Origin of the sequence: Winogradskyella flava (assembly GCF_014243395.1) — a bacterium.
Classification (GTDB): Bacteria; Bacteroidota; Bacteroidia; order Flavobacteriales; family Flavobacteriaceae; genus Winogradskyella; species Winogradskyella flava.
The window spans coordinates 53,107-73,750 of the sequence record NZ_JACLCP010000001.1 but is presented as its reverse complement, the minus strand read 5'-3'; the positions used below and the strand labels follow the sequence as shown (position 1 = coordinate 73,750).

General features: G+C 35.1%; 16 protein-coding genes. 15 read left to right on the top strand and 1 reads right to left on the bottom strand.

Translation table 11 applies throughout. From position 1 onward, the window contains the following. Window positions 1-22 precede the first annotated feature (22 nt). Window positions 23-1,021, top strand: a complete 999-nt coding sequence (locus H7F21_RS00285; protein ID WP_185787246.1) for an O-fucosyltransferase family protein — start codon at window positions 23-25, stop codon at window positions 1,019-1,021. A 4-nt stretch (window positions 1,022-1,025) separates the two neighbouring features. Here the strand turns inward: H7F21_RS00285 and H7F21_RS00280 are convergent, their stop codons facing one another. Continuing rightward, window positions 1,026-1,412 carry an SPOR domain-containing protein gene (locus tag H7F21_RS00280; protein WP_185787245.1) on the bottom strand — a complete coding sequence of 129 codons (387 nt, stop codon included), beginning with the start codon at window positions 1,410-1,412 and terminating at the stop codon, window positions 1,026-1,028. 302 nt (window positions 1,413-1,714) lie between these two features. Between H7F21_RS00280 and H7F21_RS00275 the strand changes: the two genes are divergently transcribed. From H7F21_RS00275 to H7F21_RS00210, 14 genes are all read left to right on the top strand, one after another. Beyond that, the gene (locus tag H7F21_RS00275; protein WP_185787244.1) at window positions 1,715-3,001 is read left to right on the top strand and encodes a c-type cytochrome; all 1,287 of its coding nucleotides are present in this window, start codon (window positions 1,715-1,717) and stop codon (window positions 2,999-3,001) included. A 27-nt stretch (window positions 3,002-3,028) separates the two neighbouring features. Beyond that, window positions 3,029-6,148: a TAT-variant-translocated molybdopterin oxidoreductase gene (locus H7F21_RS00270; protein ID WP_185787243.1), complete on the top strand. Its 3,120-nt coding sequence runs from the start codon at window positions 3,029-3,031 to the stop codon at window positions 6,146-6,148. A gap of 27 nt (window positions 6,149-6,175) precedes the next feature. Beyond that, on the top strand, window positions 6,176-7,912 hold the full coding sequence (gene nrfD, locus H7F21_RS00265) for an NrfD/PsrC family molybdoenzyme membrane anchor subunit (protein WP_185787242.1): 1,737 nt from the start codon (window positions 6,176-6,178) through the stop codon (window positions 7,910-7,912). Window positions 7,913-7,921: 9 nt separating this feature from the next. Beyond that, window positions 7,922-8,461: a DUF3341 domain-containing protein gene (locus H7F21_RS00260; RefSeq protein ID WP_185787241.1), complete on the top strand. Its 540-nt coding sequence runs from the start codon at window positions 7,922-7,924 to the stop codon at window positions 8,459-8,461. A gap of 1 nt (window position 8,462) precedes the next feature. Beyond that, window positions 8,463-9,023, top strand: coding sequence for a c-type cytochrome (locus tag H7F21_RS00255; protein ID WP_185787240.1), 561 nt, complete (start codon window positions 8,463-8,465; stop codon window positions 9,021-9,023). A 21-nt stretch (window positions 9,024-9,044) separates the two neighbouring features. Further along, a complete protein-coding gene (locus tag H7F21_RS00250) occupies window positions 9,045-10,418 on the top strand; it encodes a quinol:cytochrome C oxidoreductase (RefSeq protein ID WP_185787239.1) in 1,374 nt (457 codons plus the stop codon). Window positions 10,419-10,443: 25 nt separating this feature from the next. Beyond that, the gene (locus H7F21_RS00245) at window positions 10,444-11,508 is read left to right on the top strand and encodes a cytochrome c oxidase subunit II (RefSeq protein ID WP_185787238.1); all 1,065 of its coding nucleotides are present in this window, start codon (window positions 10,444-10,446) and stop codon (window positions 11,506-11,508) included. Between the two features lie 30 nt (window positions 11,509-11,538). Then, on the top strand, window positions 11,539-13,335 hold the full coding sequence (locus H7F21_RS00240) for a cytochrome c oxidase subunit I (protein WP_185787237.1): 1,797 nt from the start codon (window positions 11,539-11,541) through the stop codon (window positions 13,333-13,335). 71 nt (window positions 13,336-13,406) lie between these two features. Continuing rightward, window positions 13,407-14,429 carry a Holliday junction branch migration DNA helicase RuvB gene (gene ruvB / locus H7F21_RS00235; protein ID WP_185787236.1) on the top strand — a complete coding sequence of 341 codons (1,023 nt, stop codon included), beginning with the start codon at window positions 13,407-13,409 and terminating at the stop codon, window positions 14,427-14,429. Between the two features lie 40 nt (window positions 14,430-14,469). Beyond that, window positions 14,470-15,396 carry a tRNA epoxyqueuosine(34) reductase QueG gene (queG, locus tag H7F21_RS00230; protein ID WP_185787235.1) on the top strand — a complete coding sequence of 309 codons (927 nt, stop codon included), beginning with the start codon at window positions 14,470-14,472 and terminating at the stop codon, window positions 15,394-15,396. Between the two features lie 229 nt (window positions 15,397-15,625). Continuing rightward, entirely contained in the window at window positions 15,626-17,347 is a 1,722-nt protein-coding gene (locus H7F21_RS17535; protein ID WP_185787234.1) for a helix-turn-helix domain-containing protein, read from the top strand. Between the two features lie 562 nt (window positions 17,348-17,909). After that, the gene (locus H7F21_RS00220; protein ID WP_185787233.1) at window positions 17,910-18,104 is read left to right on the top strand and encodes a hypothetical protein; all 195 of its coding nucleotides are present in this window, start codon (window positions 17,910-17,912) and stop codon (window positions 18,102-18,104) included. 118 nt (window positions 18,105-18,222) lie between these two features. Then, window positions 18,223-18,375 (top strand): hypothetical protein, encoded by a 153-nt coding sequence (locus H7F21_RS00215; protein WP_185787232.1) that lies wholly within the window; start codon window positions 18,223-18,225, stop codon window positions 18,373-18,375. A 643-nt stretch (window positions 18,376-19,018) separates the two neighbouring features. Further along, window positions 19,019-20,596, top strand: coding sequence for a vitamin K epoxide reductase family protein (locus H7F21_RS00210; protein ID WP_185787231.1), 1,578 nt, complete (start codon window positions 19,019-19,021; stop codon window positions 20,594-20,596). Window positions 20,597-20,644: the final 48 nt, after the last annotated feature.

The following is a 20,644-nucleotide window of genomic DNA, read 5'->3' as shown; positions in this document are numbered from 1 at the left end:
CGCTTTTTTGTTTCAAAATTCAATGGAAACAGTAAAAAAATACCTACACTACAAGCCAGTTAAAAAATATGGCGAAGGCCTATTAGATAGGCGTTCGTGTCTTATGATTCTCTTAGCAGAGGCAAAATTAAGTGGTAGAATTGCTGTCGTGCCAAAATTTAGGTTAGGTTCGCATCATAATAACGGGAAAGACTTAGAAAGCTACCTCATTGGAGACTATTTTGAAATAGACAGACTCAATGTAGACTATATCTTGGAAGAAGATTTTTCAGTGATTCAATATAACCTTAAGTCAGAATCTATTCTTAATATTGACGAAGCTAAATTTGATTATAGCACGGACCAAATATTGGTACAAAGACATCTCAAAGACGACAACTATTGGCGTTTAAAGCTCTATGATGTATTTCCTTTGGCAAAATTGTACCATGGTGTAGGGGTTAAATTTGTAATACCAGAAGTCACACCAACGCGAGAAATTGAAAAACTTGGCAATGAAATTTTAAGTCGATTAGAAAAACCAACTATCGGTCTGCACTTAAGAAGAGGTGACCGCTTAAACCGGAAGTTAAATGACAGTATGAATGGTGAGACTTTTTTAAATAAACTTAACAAGTTTAGTTATAGCTCGGTGTATTATGCCACTAACGATACAGATTATAAAATAACTAATAGGAAGTTTTTTTCTAGTAGTGATTTTCCAGATGTTTTGGGAGATATAATTGACAATTATTTGTTGTTTGCAATAGAAATGTACGTGATTGATAACTGTGATATTTCCGTAAGAACATTCAATGATTCTTCACCGTTTTATTATATCAAAGATAAGTCTAATAAAAATTATTCAATCTGTAATTATAGCATGCATGGCTCCAACAATAGTTTTAAGAAAGTTCCTATGCAATTAGTGAAATGTAGTTATGAGGATAAGACCAAGATTAATAGAAAGTCTTTCGTAAAACGAACACCATTATTGCCAAGATTAATCATGGCAATAAAAAGAAAGTTAAAGTTAGTTTAGCGGCTTATCTTTTGTCCGACTTGGGTTGAAAGATAATCGCATTCATGTAGTTCTTTTTAATCTTAGCTAAAGCTCTATCAGCTTCTAATCGTGTAGCAAAATTTCCTACCCAAACTTTATAATTAGGCGTGTTCCAAACGGTTTCAACCGGCCATTGACTATAAGCATTCAAGAAATTGGATTTCTCGCGTTGCGCTTTGTCAGGATCAACACTTTGATAGACTTGTATACGGTATACCTTGGTTGTTTTCTTTATGTCTTTTTTGTATTCAAGGAGTCTATCGATATCACTATCTTGCTCTACATTGACCTCGCCTTGTTGGGCAAACAGTGAAAACGATAGAAATAGTGCCACTATAGATGCGCTTATATATTTGATTTTTAGACTCATAATTTAATGTTTAAATGCAAAGGTATTATATTCAACGAAACGAGTTGTCAAAAATTATTTTATCTCTAATTATATTAAGATTAATACGTTGGATGTGACAAAATTAAAAAATTAAAATCTTGCGCTACAAAACGCTTAAAAAATATTATTTAGAATTGGTATAAATTATATATTAACAGTTCTCTAAGATTTCTAAAATCGACTTTATATCTTACTTTTGCATGAGTTTTTGGAAACATGACTTTTGTCATATTTATCTGAAAAAATCGTACCAAAGTTTAGAAGATAATTCAACTAAGAATATGAAACAGGTGATCTACCGTAATTTAACCTCAAAGATACTCAGTCTAGGTTTTATTTTATTACTCACGTTTTCAACCTCACTTAACGCTCAAGATGGCGATCCAGTAAACGGAAAATCCTTATTTAATGCCAATTGTGCAGCATGTCACAAATTAGATAAAGACATGACTGGTCCTATGCTTCGTAACGTTGAAGCACGACTTGCTGAAGAGGGATTGGATAGAGAGTGGATTAATGCATGGATTAGAAATAGCAATGCACTTATCAAGGCAGGAGATGCTTATGCTAATAAAATTTACAACGAGTGGAACCAAACTGCAATGAATGCGTTTCCGCAGTTGAGTGATCAAGATATTACTAACATTTTAGCGTATACAGCGCAGCCAAAACCAGAGCCTGTTGTTGTGGATAATGGTCCAATTAATGGTGGGGGAGATCAAGGAGGTGTTTCAAATAACTTAATTCTAGGGGCATTAGCCGTTTTATTCGGTCTTTTGGCTATGGCTTTAGTTTTAGTTAAGCGTACTTTAAATCGCTTTGCTGAGGCTAAAGGTATTGAAGCGGTAGCAGAGTCTAAGGGTAAACCAATTTGGAGAGCCTTTGCAGAAAACCAATTCTTAGTATTGGTTACAGCTATTTTCTTTTTATTAGCAAGTGGTTATTTTGTGTATGGTTATTTTATGCAAGTGGGCGTGAATCAAGGTTATGAACCAGTTCAGCCAATACACTATTCACACAGAATACATGCAGGTGATAATGGCATCGATTGTAAATATTGTCACTCTTCGGCTAGAGTAAGTAAGCATTCTGGTATTCCATCATTGAATGTTTGTATGAACTGTCACAAATCAATTTCAAATGTCTCAGCTGAGACATTAGCGGAAGGAAAGACTAATTACGGCGTTGATTATGATGCTGAGATTCAGGAGCTCTATAAGGCTGTTGGATGGGATGGACAGAAGTATACTGGTGATTCAAAACCTGTTAAGTGGATTCGTATCCATAATTTACCAGACTTCGCCTATTTTAATCACTCGCAACATGTTTCCGTTGCTGGTATTGAATGCCAAACATGTCATGGTCCTGTAGAGGAGATGGAAATCATGTATCAGCATGCGCCATTGACCATGGGCTGGTGTATTAACTGCCATAGAGAGACTAATGTTAAGGTGAAAGATAATGGTTACTACACCAAAATCCATGAAGAGTTGTCTAAGAAGTATGGTGTGGATCAGTTAACTGCGGCACAAATGGGTGGATTAGAATGTGGTAAGTGCCATTATTAATTTTAATAAGAAGTAATTCAGAATTATATGTCATCAAACAAGAAATACTGGAAAAGTGTTGAAGAGCTAAACGATAATAGCTCTATTGTTGAGACGCTGCAACAAAACGAGTTTGTGGAAGAAATTCCAACAGATGAGTTTTTAGGAGATAAAGAAGCGTTAGAGTCTTCATCTACTTCGCGTCGTGATTTCTTAAAGTACGTCGGATTCAGTACAGCTGCGGCGTCTCTTGCTGCATGTGAGGGTCCTGTGATAAAATCAATTCCTTATGTAGTGCAACCAACGGAAATCATTCCAGGCGTTGCTAACTATTATGCGACAACGATTGCCAATGGCTTTGATTTTGCTAGTGTTTTAGTAAAAACAAGAGAAGGACGTCCAATAAAAATAGAAAACAATACTGATGCTGCTACAAATGGTACAGCAAATGCTAGAGTCAATGCATCGGTTCTTGGATTATATGACAATTTAAGGGTAAAAACACCAATGAAAGGCGACAGCGCAATTTCTTGGGAGACCTTTATGTCTGAGACAACGTCTAAGTTAAATGGACTTAGCGATGGCAAGCAAATAGTATTCTTAACATCTACTTTGCCGAGCCCATCAACCAATACATTAATATCAGAATTTGCTTCTAAATTCGGTAATGTCAAGCATGTTGTTTATGATGCGGTATCGGAATCTGCAACTTTAGATGCTTACGAGGCCAAATATGGTTCTAGAGGAATGGCGAATTACGATTTCTCTAAAGCTCGAACAATTGTATCTGTAGGTGGAGATTTCTTAGGAGATTGGCAAGGCGGAGGTTTTGATTCTGGTTATGCTAAAAAGCGTATTCCAGATCATGGTAAGATGTCTAGACATATCCAGTTCGAATCTAATATGTCGTTAACTGGAGCTAACGCAGATAAGCGTGTGCCATTAACACCTAGCCAACAAAGACTAGCTTTAGCTAAGTTATATAGTCTTGTCGTAGGTGGTGCTGTTTCTGTTGATTTACCGAAAAGTATAGCAGAGGCTGTTCAACAAGCAGCAAACGAAATCAAATCAGCTGGCAGTAATGCGGTTGTAGTTACAGGTATTCAGGATGTCAATGCACAAACCGTTGCTTTAGAAATTAACGAGCACTTAAATAGTAAGGCATTCGACCCTAAGACTACTATTAATACAAGACACGGTAGCGACAAAGCAGTAATGCAATTGGTTGCTGATATGAAAGCTGGTAATGTTGGTGCGCTTATTACAAATGGTGTGAATCCAATGTATACGTTGCCTAATGCATCAGATTTTAAAGATGGTTTAGGTAAAGTGGATTTATCTATAGCTTTTTCTATGAAGCAGGATGAAACAGCTTCGAACTTTGAATATATAGCAGCAACACCTCATAATTTAGAATCTTGGGGGGATTTCGAATTCAAGTCTGGTCATTATTCGATGATGCAGCCAACCATTCGACCATTATTTGATACTAAGCAATTTCAGGAAGTACTTTTAGCATGGACTGGAAATGCTTCTACATATAGAAATTATATTAAAGCCCATTGGACAAACAACATTTTAAATGGCGCTTCTTTTAACAAGGCTGTTCAAGACGGTGTGTTTGTAGGTACGTCTGCAGATGCTGAACCTTTAGTTGAAACTGGTTCAGAATCAAGTGAAGAACAAGAAATTGAAACACCAAGTGGAAATGCAGCAAGAGCTCTTGCGCGTTCAGCGAGTTCTAATGGTATGGAATTATCATTGTATACCAAAATTGGAATGGGTGATGGACAACAAGCGAATAACCCTTGGTTACAAGAGTTTCCAGATCCAATCACAAGAACAACTTGGGATAATTACTTAACCGTGTCTAAGGTCGATGCTGATGCCATGGGCTTAGTCAACGAAAATGTTGCTAATGGTGGATTAAATGGTAGTTATGTTAACGTCACGGTTAACGGTGTAACTATCGACAATGTGCCAGTAATCATTCAGCCAGGTCAGGCAAAAGGTTCTGTAGGTTTGGCGTTTGGTTACGGAAGAACATCGGCTGCACTTAAAGAAGAAATGAAGACAGGTGTTAACGCGTATTCGTTCTACCAAAACTTCAATTCGGTACAAAATGTTACTGTAGAGAAAGCAGCTGGAATGCATGAGTTTGCTTGTGTACAATTGCACAATACTTTAATGGGTCGTGGAGACATCATTAAGGAAACAAATTTAGAAATTTTCAATACTAAGGATAAACATGTATGGAACAAAGTTCCAGAGGTATCCTTAAATCATATCGAAACTCCTGTAACATCTCCTGATGTAGATTTATGGGAAGAGTTCGATCGTTCAGTAGGACATCATTTTAACTTATCTATTGACTTAAATGCTTGTACAGGCTGTGGTGCTTGTGTTATTGCATGTCATGCAGAGAACAACGTGCCAGTAGTTGGTAAGACTGAAATGAGACGTAGTAGAGATATGCACTGGTTGCGTATAGACAGGTATTATTCTCATCAAGATACTTTTGAAGCTGATGATACTAAAAAAGAAGAATTCTCTGGTTTATTTGGAGATAATGGTTCGTTAGGTGGATTTGGTGAGATGGAAAGTCCTGCGGATAATCCTCAAGTAGCGTTCCAACCAGTAATGTGTCAGCATTGTAATCATGCACCTTGTGAGACGGTTTGTCCTGTTGCAGCAACAGCACACGGTCGCCAAGGTCAGAATCATATGGCATATAACCGTTGTGTAGGTACAAGATATTGTGCCAATAACTGTCCTTATAAAGTGCGTCGTTTCAACTGGTTCTTGTATAACAAGAATGATGAGTTTGATTACTATATGAATGACGATTTAGGACGTATGGTATTAAACCCAGATGTTACTGTAAGATCTCGTGGTGTTATGGAGAAATGTTCTATGTGTATTCAAAAAACACAAAAAACAATCCTTGATGCAAAGCGTGATGGACGTCCAGTAAAAGATGGTGAATTCCAAACAGCTTGTTCTGCGGCATGTGGAAATGGAGCTATGGTATTTGGGGATATCAATGATAAAGACAGCAAAATTGCTGAATTGAAAGAAGATGATCGTATGTATCACTTATTAGAGCACGTAGGTACAAAACCAAATGTGATCTATCAGACTAAAGTGAGAAATACAGCTAAAGCATAAATAAATTAAAGAAACACGTATATAATTATGGCGTCTCATTACGAAGCACCTATTAGAAGACCTTTAGTTACTGGAGAAAAATCGTATCACGATGTTACGGTAGACGTAGCAAGACCAGTGGAAGGCAAAGCTAACAGAGCATGGTGGATTGTTTTCAGCATTGCTTTGGTCGCATTCCTTTGGGGAATAGGTTGTATAATTTACACCATCTCTACAGGTATTGGAGTTTGGGGTCTTAACAAAACCGTAAACTGGGCTTGGGATATTACTAACTTCGTTTGGTGGGTTGGTATTGGTCACGCAGGAACACTGATTTCTGCCGTACTTTTACTCTTCCGTCAAAAATGGAGAATGGCAATTAACCGCTCTGCCGAGGCCATGACGATTTTCTCGGTTGTTCAGGCAGGTTTGTTCCCAATTATTCACATGGGTCGTCCATGGTTAGCCTATTGGGTACTTCCAATTCCAAACCAATTTGGGTCTTTATGGGTAAACTTTAATTCACCATTACTTTGGGATGTATTCGCGATCTCTACGTATTTATCAGTATCATTGGTATTCTGGTGGACAGGTTTATTACCAGATTTTGCCATGATTAGAGATAGAGCGGTAAGACCTTTCCAAAAGAAAATCTATTCATTACTAAGTTTCGGTTGGTCAGGTAGAGCTAAAGATTGGCAACGTTTTGAGGAAGTGTCATTGGTACTTGCTGGTTTGGCAACACCATTAGTACTCTCTGTACATACTATTGTATCGTTTGATTTCGCAACTTCAGTAATACCTGGTTGGCATACGACAATATTCCCACCATACTTCGTTGCAGGTGCGATTTTCTCAGGATTTGCCATGGTAAATACGCTGCTCATTATCATGAGAAAAGTATGTAGCTTAGAAGATTATATTACAGTACAGCACATCGAATTAATGAACATAGTCATTATGATTACAGGTTCTATCGTAGGTGTGGCATATATCACAGAGTTATTTATTGCATGGTACTCTGGTGTAGAGTATGAGCAATATGCGTTCCTAAATAGAGCAACTGGTCCTTACTGGTGGGCCTATTGGGCAATGATGACTTGCAACGTATTCTCTCCTCAATTCATGTGGTTTAAGAAACTCAGAACAAGTATCATGTTCTCATTCTTTATTTCAATTGTAGTAAATATTGGAATGTGGTTCGAGCGTTTCGTGATTATTGTAACATCATTACATCGAGATTACTTACCATCGTCTTGGACAATGTTCTCACCAACATTTGTAGATATAGGAATCTTTATCGGAACTATAGGTTTCTTCTTTGTATTATTCCTATTATACTCACGAACATTCCCAGTAATTGCTCAAGCAGAGGTTAAGACCATTTTGAAGTCTTCGGGCGAGCGTTATAAGAAAATTAGAGAGCGAGGAGATAGTTTAGTAGGTACAGGAGCTGATTCTAGAACCTCTGGTGGTGTAGTATTAAATGTAGCACCACCTCCAGTAGTGAATTCGGGAGATAATTCTGAGAAAGTCAATAGTCTTTTAGGAAGTATTGGGTCTTTTGACGCTACTACTGAAACAGCGGATGATTTAAAGAAAATTAGCGGTGTTGGCCCTAAAATGGAAGAGGTACTAAATAGTATTGGTATCTATACGTTTTTACAGGTAAGTAAGATGACAAAAACGGAATACGACTTGTTGGATTCAATTACTGGTTCTTTCCCGGGAAGAGCAGAACGTGATGATTGGGCTGGGCAAGCTAAAAATTTATTAAATAACTAAATATAGTCTATGGAAGCTTCAAAAGTAATTCATGCTATTTATACAGATGATGATGTATTAATGTCTGCCGTAAAAAAGGTGAAGGCAGAAAAACATCACATTGAAGAAATATATACACCTTTTCCAGTTCATGGACTAGATAAGGCAATGGGCTTAGCGCCAACCCGTATTGCAATAACATCATTTATGTATGGTTGTGTTGGTCTTACAGTTGCTATTGTAATGATGAATTTTATTATGATTAAAGATTGGCCACAGGATATTGGTGGTAAACCAAGCTTTAGTTATTTAGAGAATATGCCAGCTTTTGTGCCGATTATGTTCGAGCTCACGGTCTTTTTTGCGGCACACTTAATGGTAATCACATTTTACTTAAGAAGTAGAATGTGGCCATTTAAGAAAGCTGAAAATCCAGATCCAAGAACTACAGACGATCATTTCTTGATGGAAATTGCTGTTCATAATAATGAAAGCGAATTAGCATCATTGTTAAAAGAGACAGGAGCGGTTGAAATAAATATAGTTGATAAAGACGAAGATGCACATTAATATGAAGACATCCTTAAAATATATCGTAGTATTAGTAATGTTGGTAGGTTTCGTGTCTTGTCAGAAAAACTCAAGACCTAACTATCAATATATGCCTAACATGTATGAATCTGTTGGGTATGAGGCTTATCAAGAATCTGATGCGTTCGCCAATGGTGTAGAAGCGCAATTACCAGCGGAAGGCACAATCCCAAGAGGTGATTATATGCCGTATGAAATAGCAGACACTAATGAAGGGTACGAATTGGCCAAAACAACGTTGACAAGTCCTCTGGACTCTACCCAGGTAGATTACGAACAAGGTAAAGTTTTGTATGACGTTTATTGTGGTATTTGTCATGGAACTAAGGGTAATGGTGTTGGTAAATTGGTGGAACGAGAAAAAATATTAGGTGTACCTAGTTATGATGATGTAGGTAGAGCAATTACTACAGGTAGTATATACCACGTCATTTACTACGGTAAAAACACCATGGGCTCGTATGCAAATCAATTGAACGAAAGTGAGCGTTGGCAGGTAGTAGCTTATGTTGAAAAGCTAAAAGCAGATTTAGAGAAATAAGATTTAGATAAAGATTATATAATGGAATATAAAATTTCAAATCGATTAAGAACAGGAGCAATCATTATGATAGTCTTAGGACTATTAGGTGTTGGTTATGGCTTTATGGATTCGCATCATTATCAAACCGTTGATGATGTTAAGGAGCTTTTAGCTGGTGAACACCACGATGGTCATGCTGATAGTGCTCATGCTACTAATGACCATGGAGATGATCAAGGAGTTACTGCATCTCATGGAGAAGATAGTCATGCTGATGAAGCCCATGTAGATGAGGGACATCAAATGTCTCATGAAGAGCATGTTTTACACCAAATCCACAACAGGCCTTGGTCGGCATTATATGTAGGCGCATTCTTTTTCTTTATGATAGCCTTAGGTGTTTTAGCTTTTTATGCCATTCAGTATGCAGCACAGGCAGGATGGTCTCCAGTACTATTTAGGGTAATGGAAGGTATTACGGCCTATGTATTACCAGGGGCAGTGATAGTACTATTAATAGCTGTTGCTTCGGGAACAATTGGTCACTATAACATTTTTGTTTGGATGGATCCAGAGGTTGTAGAGCATGATAAATTGATTCAAGGAAAATCAGGATATTTAAATATAACATGGTTTGTTATTAGAGGTATTATTTTTATTTCTGGTTGGGCGCTGTACAGACACTTTTCAAGAAAATTTTCATTGGCTCAGGATCAGGCAGATGATAATAAAAACTTTAAAAAGAACTTTAGAATTTCAGCTGCGTTTCTAGTATTTTATATCTATACCGAATCGATGATGGCTTGGGATTGGGTTATGAGTGTAGATCCTCACTGGTTTAGTACATTATTCGGTTGGTACGTATTTGCAAGTATGTTTGTAAGTGGTATTACTGTTATTGCTATGATTACTATTTATCTAAAATCTAAAGGATTATTGGAATTTGTAAATGATAGTCATATTCATGATTTGGCTAAGTTCATGTTTGGAATTAGTATATTTTGGACGTATTTATGGTTCTCTCAATTTATGCTAATTTGGTACTCGAATATACCAGAGGAGGTCACTTACTTCGTGACAAGAATAGAGCATTACAAGTTGCCATTCTTCGGAATGCTTGCAATGAACTTTATATTCCCATTGCTATTACTTATGAATAGTGATTACAAACGTATCAATTGGTTCGTAATCATGGCAGGTATTGTAATTCTTTGTGGACATTATTTAGATGTGTTCAATTGGATTATGCCTGCAACCGTTGTAGACAGATGGTTCATTGGAGCTCCTGAAATTGGTGCGATATTATTATTTGGTGGATTGTTTTTACTAGTTGTATTTACGGCTTTAGGAAAAGCACCACTATTGGCAAAAGGAAACCCATTTATCAAGGAAAGTGAACATTTCCATTATTAATTTTTAAAAAAGAACAGAAACGATAATGACTGCTTTATTAATAATTATAGTTGTACTCTTTGTAGCCGTTGCCATTTGGCAGCTCGTAAAGATTTTTGATTTGGCTCAAGTTGGTGCTAATAATACGCAAGTGGCCGACGATAAGGACAATAGAATTAATGGATACTTAATGATGGGCTTTTTAGCATTCATTTATATCATTACAATTCTTTGTTTTGTATACCTGGGTGACTTACCATTGACCTCTAACGCGGCTTCTGAACATGGTACAGGACTGGATAGTCTTATGATCATTTCAATGGTAGTGATATTCATAGTACAAATAATAACGCAATTTCTATTGCATTATTTTGCTTTTAAATATAAAGGTGAAAAAGGTAAAAAGGCCCTTTTCTACGCAGATAATAATACATTAGAGTTTATTTGGACTATTATTCCAGTTATAGTTTTGGCTGGTTTAATTATCTATGGATTATTTACATGGAACGATATCATGAATGTTGATGAGAGTGAAGATCCAATGATAGTAGAACTTTACGCGCAGCAGTTTAACTGGAAAGCAAGATATGGTGGTAACGATAATGTTTTAGGTAAGGCCAACGTTAGACTGATTGATTTAGATAAAGCGAATATTTTAGGAGTAGATGAGGAAGATCCAAACGCGCAAGACGATGTTATTGTAACAGAGCTTCATTTGCCAGTGGGGCAACCTGTACTATTCAAGATGCGTTCCCAAGATGTGTTGCATTCAGCTTACATGCCACATTTTAGAGCTCAAATGAACTGTGTTCCAGGTATGGTCACCCAATTTGCTTTTACACCTACGGTTACTACGACGGAAATGCGTCAGAACCAGGATATGGTTGATAAGGTTCAAAATATTAATGAAATAAGAATGGACAAGAGTAAGGTATTAACAGCAAATGGAGAAGAAGCCTTAGATCCTTATGAGTTTGATTACTTATTATTGTGTAATAAGATTTGTGGTAAATCACATTATAATATGCAGATGAAAATTATTGTGGAGACACAGGAAGAATTTGATGCATGGATGAAAGAGCAAAAAACATTTGCAAATTCATTAAATTAGTAAAGAAAAAAATTAAGAAAAAGATAGATTATGTCAGCAACAGCAGATAGTCACGTTCATGATGATCACGACGTACATCATCATAAAGAAACTTTTGTAACTAAATATATATTTAGCCAAGACCATAAAATGATAGCCAAACAGTATTTAATTACTGGTGTTATTATTATGGGTATCATCGGCATTTTAATGTCTTTAATGATACGTATGCAGATTGCATGGCCAGAACAGCCTAATGTAGTTTTTGAAACATTATTAGGCAGATGGGCTCCAGATGGTGTTATGGATGCGGATATCTATTTGGCACTCGTTACTATACATGGCACACTAATGGTATTCTTTGTCCTTACGGCAGGACTAAGTGGTACGTTCAGTAACCTTTTAATTCCATTACAAATCGGAGCAAGAGATATGGCTTCAGGATTCCTTAATATGGTATCGTATTGGTTGTTTTTTGTTTCATGTGTAATTATGATCATTTCATTTTTCGTTGAGGCTGGACCGGCTGCAGCTGGGTGGACCATATATCCACCATTGTCAGCATTGCCAATGGCACAGCCTGGTTCTGGAATGGGTATGACGCTTTGGTTAGTGTCTATGGCTATATTTATTGCTTCCTCTCTATTGGGGTCATTAAACTACATCGTAACTGTTATTAATTTGCGTACAAAAGGTATGTCAATGACAAGATTGCCATTAACCATTTGGGCATTCTTTGTAACGGCTGTAATTGGTGTAATTTCATTCCCAGTGCTTCTTTCGGCTGCATTATTATTAATAATGGATAGAAGTTTTGGTACATCGTTCTTCCTTTCGGATATTTTTATTCAAGGTGAAGTATTGCATTATCAAGGTGGTTCGCCTGTATTATTTGAACACTTATTCTGGTTCTTAGGGCATCCAGAAGTTTACATTGTATTATTACCGGCTTTAGGTATTACATCAGAAATCATCGCTACAAATTCTAGAAAGCCAATATTTGGTTATCGTGCAATGATTATGTCCATTTTAGCAATAGCATTTTTATCAACTATTGTTTGGGGACACCATATGTTTATTTCAGGAATGAATCCATTTTTAGGGTCTGTATTTACATTTACAACATTATTGATTGCAATACCTTCAGCGGTTAAAGCATTTAATTATATTACCACACTATGGAAAGGTAATCTACAATTGAATCCTGCGATGCTATTCTCTATAGGTTTAGTATCAACATTTATTACTGGAGGTTTAACTGGGATTATCTTAGGAGATAGTGCTTTAGATATCAACGTACATGACACGTATTTCGTAGTAGCACATTTCCACTTGGTTATGGGTATTTCTGCACTATATGGTGTATTTGCTGGTATATATCATTGGTTCCCAAAGATGTTTGGACGTATGATGAATAAGAACTTAGGTTACTTACATTTCTGGGTAACGGCTATATGTGCTTACGGTGTATTCTTCCCGATGCACTTTATAGGTATGGCTGGTCTACCAAGACGTTATTATACCAATTCAAATTTCCCATTGTTCGACGATACAACAAATACACAATTGGTAATCACAATGTTTGCACTAGTTGGTGGACTTGTACAATTGGTATTCTTATATAATTTCTTTAGAAGCGTATTTTATGGTAAGAAAGCAGAACAAAATCCATGGAAGTCTAATACGCTTGAGTGGACTGCACCAGTAGAGCATATGCATGGTAATTGGCCTGGAGAGATTCCTCATGTATATCGTTGGCCATACGATTATAGTAAGCCAGGTCATGAAGAAGACTTTGTACCTCAGAATGTGCCACTATATGATGGTGAAGAAGAACTACAGCATTAAATGCTTTTAATAATAATATTAATGAAAAGCCTTTCTAATTCAGAAAGGCTTTTTCTTTATATTTGTTTGGTATGAACGAAAATCTAAATCCTTCCAACGATAGTTTTAGTCCAGAAGATCTGGATGTCGAAAAGAAGTTAAGACCCTTGACTTTTGACGACTTTACAGGTCAAGATCAGGTGTTAGAAAATTTATTGGTGTTTGTACAAGCCGCTAATCTTAGGGATGAAGCATTAGACCATACGTTGTTTCATGGACCACCTGGACTTGGTAAGACGACTTTAGCCCATATCTTGGCAAATGAGTTGGATGTTGGTATAAAAGTCACTTCAGGACCAGTATTGGATAAGCCAGGAGATTTGGCAGGTCTATTGACCAATCTCGAGGACAGAGATGTGCTTTTCATTGATGAGATTCATCGTCTAAGCCCAATTGTAGAAGAATATTTGTACTCGGCGATGGAGGACTATAAAATTGATATTATGATCGAGTCTGGCCCAAATGCTAGAACCGTTCAAATTAATTTGAATCCATTTACTCTAGTAGGAGCAACAACACGTTCAGGATTACTTACAGCACCAATGCGTGCACGTTTCGGTATTAGTAGTCGATTGCAGTATTACAAAACAGATCTGTTGACCACAATCGTTCAGAGAAGTGCTTCCATATTAAACATGCCAATTTCCATGGAAGCCGCTATTGAAATAGCAGGACGAAGTAGAGGTACACCAAGAATTGCTAATGCTTTATTGAGGCGCGTTAGGGATTTTGCACAAATAAAAGGTAATGGACAAATAGATATCAAGATTGCCAAGTTCGCCCTTGAGGCATTACATGTAGATGCTCATGGTCTGGATGAAATGGATAATAAAATTTTATCTACTATTATTGAGAAATTTAAAGGAGGTCCAGTCGGTATTACGACTTTGGCAACGGCTGTAAGCGAGAGTGCTGAAACCATTGAAGAAGTTTACGAACCGTTTTTGATTCAGCAAGGTTTTATCATGCGTACACCACGAGGAAGGGAAGTCACCGAACAGGCTTACAAGCATTTAGGCAAAATAAAAGGACCGACTCAAGGTGGGTTATTTTGAAAAATGATGTCATTCTGAATTTGTTTCAGAAGCTCTTCGTATGATAGACAATAAATCAAAATATGCGCATCTAATTAAAACCGAAGCCAAACGCCTCGGTTTTTTGTCTTGTGGAATTTCAAAAGCGGAATTCTTAGAAGAAGAAGCACCAAGATTAGAGAATTGGCTAGAGCAGAATATGCATGGCGAAATGCGTTATATGGAAAACCATTTCGATAAACGTCTAGATCCAACGTTGCTCGTTGAGGGTTCTAAAAGTGTGGTTTCGTTGTTGCTTAATTATTTCCCAGAAGAAACCCAAATCGAAGATACCTTTAAGATCTCCAAATATGCTTTTGGTACAGACTATCATTTTGTTATAAAAGACAAACTCAAATCATTATTGTCACATATTCAAGATGAAATTGGTGATGTATATGGTCGGGCTTTTGTGGATTCAGCGCCAGTTTTGGATAAGGCGTGGGCAGCAAAATCTGGTTTGGGTTGGATTGGAAAACATTCCAACTTATTGACGCAACAAGTAGGTTCCTTTTATTTTATTGCCGAACTAATCATCGATTTAGAATTAGAATATGATACGCCTGTTACAGATCATTGTGGTACTTGCACAGCTTGTATAGATGCATGCCCAACGGAAGCGATTACGGCACCTTATGTTGTGGATGGTAGTAAATGTATTTCTTACTTTACCATTGAACTTAAGGATAATATTCCAACAGAATTCAAAGGTAAATTTGATGATTGGATGTTTGGCTGTGATGTTTGTCAAGATGTTTGCCCATGGAATCGATTCTCAAAATCGCATAGCGAACCTTTGTTTAATCCGCAGCCAGAACTCTTATCCATGACTAAAAAAGATTGGGAGGAAGTAACAGAGGATACCTTTAAGAAAGTATTTAAAAAGTCGGCTGTGAAGCGAACTAAGTTCTCAGGATTAAAACGGAATATTAAGTTTTTAGAAGATTAGTTTTGTTCTCATTTTTCAGTTAAAATAAGGATGAATCCCTTGCTGAAATATAAAATAGATGCCTGATATTAGAATATTTTATCTAGAATTTGGGGTCAGAGTTTTTTATCTGTAGTTGAAACGTTTATTGGGGTGATGTAATGTATAATAAAAAACTTGTAAGATTCGTATTGAATTTCGAGGATTAGATGTATTATTAAGATTTAACTTAAACGAAAAATTAATATAAGTGCTTGGTAAAAATATAGCCATTAAAGTTGTGCATACAGTCTTTTTCCTATTGAGCTTTTTTTCTTTAGCTCAAAATTATGAGTACCCTTATATAGATGAATACAATAAGTTAAGGTTAGAAGATATAGATAGTGCCGAGTCCTTTTGTAATGACTTAATTAATAAAGGGACAGTTCAGGAAAAAACCTTTGGTTTAGCAGGTAAGGCCCATGTTTATGCCTATAAGTCTGATTATGGTGCGGCAGATAGCTTGTTTAGAGAGTCAAAACTAAAATTTAAAGAAAACAATTTAAACAAACACATAGAGCTTAAGGCAAACATACATTACTTAATGGCGTTACGCTATATTGAAACCCATGAATTTGAAATTGCTCAAAACATTTTAAACTCCGCATTAGAGTTTTGTTTTGAAAAATGTTCATTAGTTACAAATAATAAACTACGCTCTAACTTAGGCAGAATATTTGCAATGTCAAATAACCATAAGGAAGCTTTAAAGTTGAGTTATATTTCTTTAAATGAAATAAAAAGTGTTCCTAATTTTTTAAAAGATGATGTTTTAAAAAAAGAGTATTTAAGAGAGCTTCTTAATGTTGCGAATAGGCATTTTATTGTTTTTATTTCTGATAGTGTAGCACAGAAAACTTATTTAGATTCGGTAAAAAAATATACTACATTATCTCAAAAATTCTCGAATAAGTATAACATTTCAGATTATGATAGTTATATACATACATATTTTGGGGATATCGCATTTTATAAGGGGAATTACAAGAGTGCTAAGGAATACTATACTAGATCACTTAATATTTATAGAGAAAAAAAGCATAAGAAGAAAATTGAGCAAGTATTATTTGTTATAGCTGAGTGCCATTATTATTTAAATGAAGATAAAGAAGCGACAACTATTTTCTTAGAACAGATCGAGAGTAATGTTTGGGCAGAGTATCAGCTGTTGAGCTTTGAAGCTCAATGTTATTACTATTTATTTAAAATTTATGAACGTGAAGGTAATTTGAATACAGCACTAGCATATAGTGAAAAATATAGTGAGAAAATTGAAGACTTTTTTAATGATAAGAGTGCTTCTGATTTATCTGTAAATGATAAGATGCACATGAGGGAACGAGAAAAAGAATCCCAGAACTATATTAAGAATTATAGCTTACAAGCTAAGAAGAAGAAGGCTTATCAATACCTTTTATTGGTTTTGATTATTAGTGGTTTTCTGTTTTCAATTTATTTTATAAGACTTAAAAGAGCTCACAAAAGAAACATTAATAACCTTAATTCAAGAATTGAAGAACTGCAACAAGGAGTTTTGCATAAAGATAGATCAGTAAAGACCTCAAGTCTTACAGATACGGAATCTTTAAGCTTACTCAAAAAAATTATGGATTTAGAAAAGGAAGAATTGTATTTAAAACCCAATTATACATTAAACCTCCTGGCAAAGAAATTGAATACCAACTCTACGTATTTGTCCGAAACCGTTAATAAAAATTTAGGTATGTCGTTTTCAACCTATACTAATAAACTGAGGATAAACAATATAGTTTCTAAGATGCAGATAAGTAAGCATCTTAGAAATTACACGATAGAGGCCCTTGCGAAAGAAGCTGGCTACAAAAGTGTTAATTCGTTTAATAATAATTTCAAAAAATTATTAAAAATTACACCATCACAATATCTTAAGGAGATAAGAAAAAAAGAAAATTAAACATCCCAAATCGCACACTCACATCCATGGGGAAGGCATATATAACCATGACCAGGACCTGATGATCCACAAGGAAAATAACCTGGGCCACAATCTATTCTGGTACCTGCATGAATACCTTTTAATGTTTCTCTACTTAGCTTATTTGCCTTTAACTTTTTTAAATACATAATACTTTTTTTAATGCGTTCAATTCAAACCTAATGAAAATTTTACCTAAAAGAAGCATAATATAGGTGAATACGAAGCTCGTTTAATTTCAAACACTTCATAATCAGTTGTTTAATATTAAGCTTATATACTCAAATTTATAAATTCGATGTTTTGTAAAACATAGATATTACTAAGTCCAATTAGATAACCAAAAGAATTTTCTATAAAAACAAACTCTTATTCTACATAGGTATTTTCATATAATCTTGGTTCTCTCGAATTTATAAAATTGAGGAGACATAAGTTGCTTTTTGCTGATATTAAGACAAACTTTAGTGTGTTAATTAACACCTAGGGCAATCCGAAAACCTATTAAATAGAGTAGGAATAATTTTAATGTTTATTAATTATGCTTCACAAGAAGATTTTATCAAAAAAAAATGTAAAGGAACTTGATTCTAAAGCTTTAAAGGCCATTAATGGAGGGACTAGACTACGACCAGTAGTATGTAATTCACCATTATTTAGAACGCCAGGAGAACCTTGTCCTACCGGAACTCATCCGCATCCTACAATGCCGCATTGTATTTGTTGTGCAGATTAAATTATGCATACAGACTAACTCAAAGTTTATTTCGTGTTAGTCTGTTTGTTTTTTGAAAAGACACCACTCACGTCTATTCAATACTCAATGAATTTTTAATTTATTAAACTTTTAAGTGATGAAAAATATATCAGATTTGGGTAAAGTTTTAAATACCATACAGCAAAAACGGGTTACAGGAGGTTACAATAGAAGATGTCCAACTGGTTTATGCGGGTTTTATGGTGGTTCTTGTCGTCCTTGTGGAGAGGATCGACCACCACAACAATAGTTATAAATCCAAGCAAATAGAAATAGCGGAATTTTATATAGAAGTACTGTTTTGGAGAAGAATAGACACAAATAGTGAGTGTCTCTAAGTGTTCACTACAAATGTAATTTTTAAATTTTTTAAAAAAAATGGCAAAATCTATTTTAAGTATTGGGAAAATCCTAAACAAAAATGAGCAAAAGTATATACATGGGGGGCTAGGGTATTTTCACTCATGTGATGTCGTAAATATTGAAAGTATATGTAATGCTAGGGAAGAATGTTATTGGATTCCAAGTTTGACAGGAAATGGTGGTTACTGTAACTTGAGAGATAACAATAAAATACCACATCTCGTAGATGTTTGATTTTAGTGGCAGTTTAATTTTATCGACTATTTATTTAGTATAGAACAAATATCTATATTAGAAAGATGCAGGTAGTTAAAGTAAAAACTACCTGCAATTTTCTTAAAGTTACAAATAATTCTAAGCACATTTTACCTTTTACTTACTAAGTATCTTAGAAATGAATTATAGTTGCCAATTTGATGATTGTTAAATGAAAATTTATAAAAATCACAAAATGATATTTGTATATCAGTTAAAAAAGCGACTACTTTGAAGATATTAACAAAGTATATCCAACAACTTTTAAACAAAATATGCGAGATACCTTAAATGACCTACTAAGACTATATCTTAATAAAATAGATATTCATACAAATAAAGAAGAATTGGAGTTTCAGCTATTAAGCCATCCTTCTTATCCAAGTCTTCATGCGGTAACAGGTGTTTTAGATCACTTTAGGATTGATAACTTGGCTGCAGAGGTTCCAACTGATTTAGAAACTTTTAACCAGCTACCAGAAGTATTCTTTACTTTGATTAAAAATGGATCGAAAGAATTTGTTGTAGTAACGAAGGATAGTCATCAACAAGTAGGAGTTCATTACCATAATAAAGAGAAAAAGCCTAAACCGATTGAAGAGTTTATAGCTGAATGGTCGGGAATCGTGGTTATAGCAGAAAAGAGTAATATTACTGTAGAGAAAAAAGGGGTAAGTAATAAGAATTTTATTAAATCTATAAGTATTATAAGCTTGGCCTTGTTGCTTTTTACTTTTTTTTCAGCCAAACCATCTCTATTTCAAATCGTGCATTTCATTTTGTCCTTAATTGGAGTTTTGATTAGTATATTGATAATTCAGCATGAATTCGGGTTTCAATCTAAGGCTGTAGAAAAACTTTGTACTGGTTCTAAGTCAACAAGTTGTGAAGTGATATTAAACTCAAAAGGCGCTAATTTTTCAAAGTACATTAAACTTAGCGATTTAAGTTTTATATATTTTGCTGGAATGGTTTTGTCCTGGGTAATTGTTGCAAATGTAAATCATCAGTATTTAAGTATTGTAGTACTAACTATATGCTCCATTCCCATAACGTTTTATTCTCTTTTTTACCAATATAAAATTGCAAAAAAATGGTGTCCACTTTGCTTAATGATTATAGCAGTACTTTGGTTACAATGCCTAAGTGTCTTTCTTCTTAATCCGAATTTGAAGGATATCCATATTGAATTTTCAAGTACACTTGTAATTAGTATAATGATTTTGGTTTGTACTGCAGGTTGGTTGTTTAGTAGATATCTTCTAAATAAAGAACAAGAGTTAAATAAACTACAAATCGATCATTACCGTTTTAGGCGTAATTTTGATTTATTTAAAGCAGTGTATCAAAAACAAGAACAAATCATTACCAAAATAATCGATGTCAATGAAATAATTTTTGGAGATAAAAACGCTCCTATTAATGTTGTATTGGTTACTAGTCCTTTATGCTATTATTGCAAAGCAGCCCATGTGGCAATTGATAATTTATTAAAGCAATATCCAAATGATGTCAAAGTAACTGTACGTTTCAATATTAATATAGACGATAAAAAAGGAGTTGGCTACAGGGTAGTGCATAGACTTCACGAGTTATACGATACCAATAAAGTAGAATGTCTTAAAGCGATGCACGAAGCTTATTTCGAAAATGCCAATTTAGAAAAATGGTTAGTGAAGTGGAACGAACCTAGTGGCGCTAATTTCGATAATACACTTTTGAAGCAAAAGCAATGGTGCCATAATAAAAGTATCAATTTTACTCCAGCCTTGTTTGTTAATGATAAAGCTTATCCAAAAGAATACGATAAAGAAGACTTAATTTATTTTATCAACGATTTAGTAGATCAATAAAGACAATAGCATTCATTTTTTCACATTAGACTCTTAATCTAATAGATA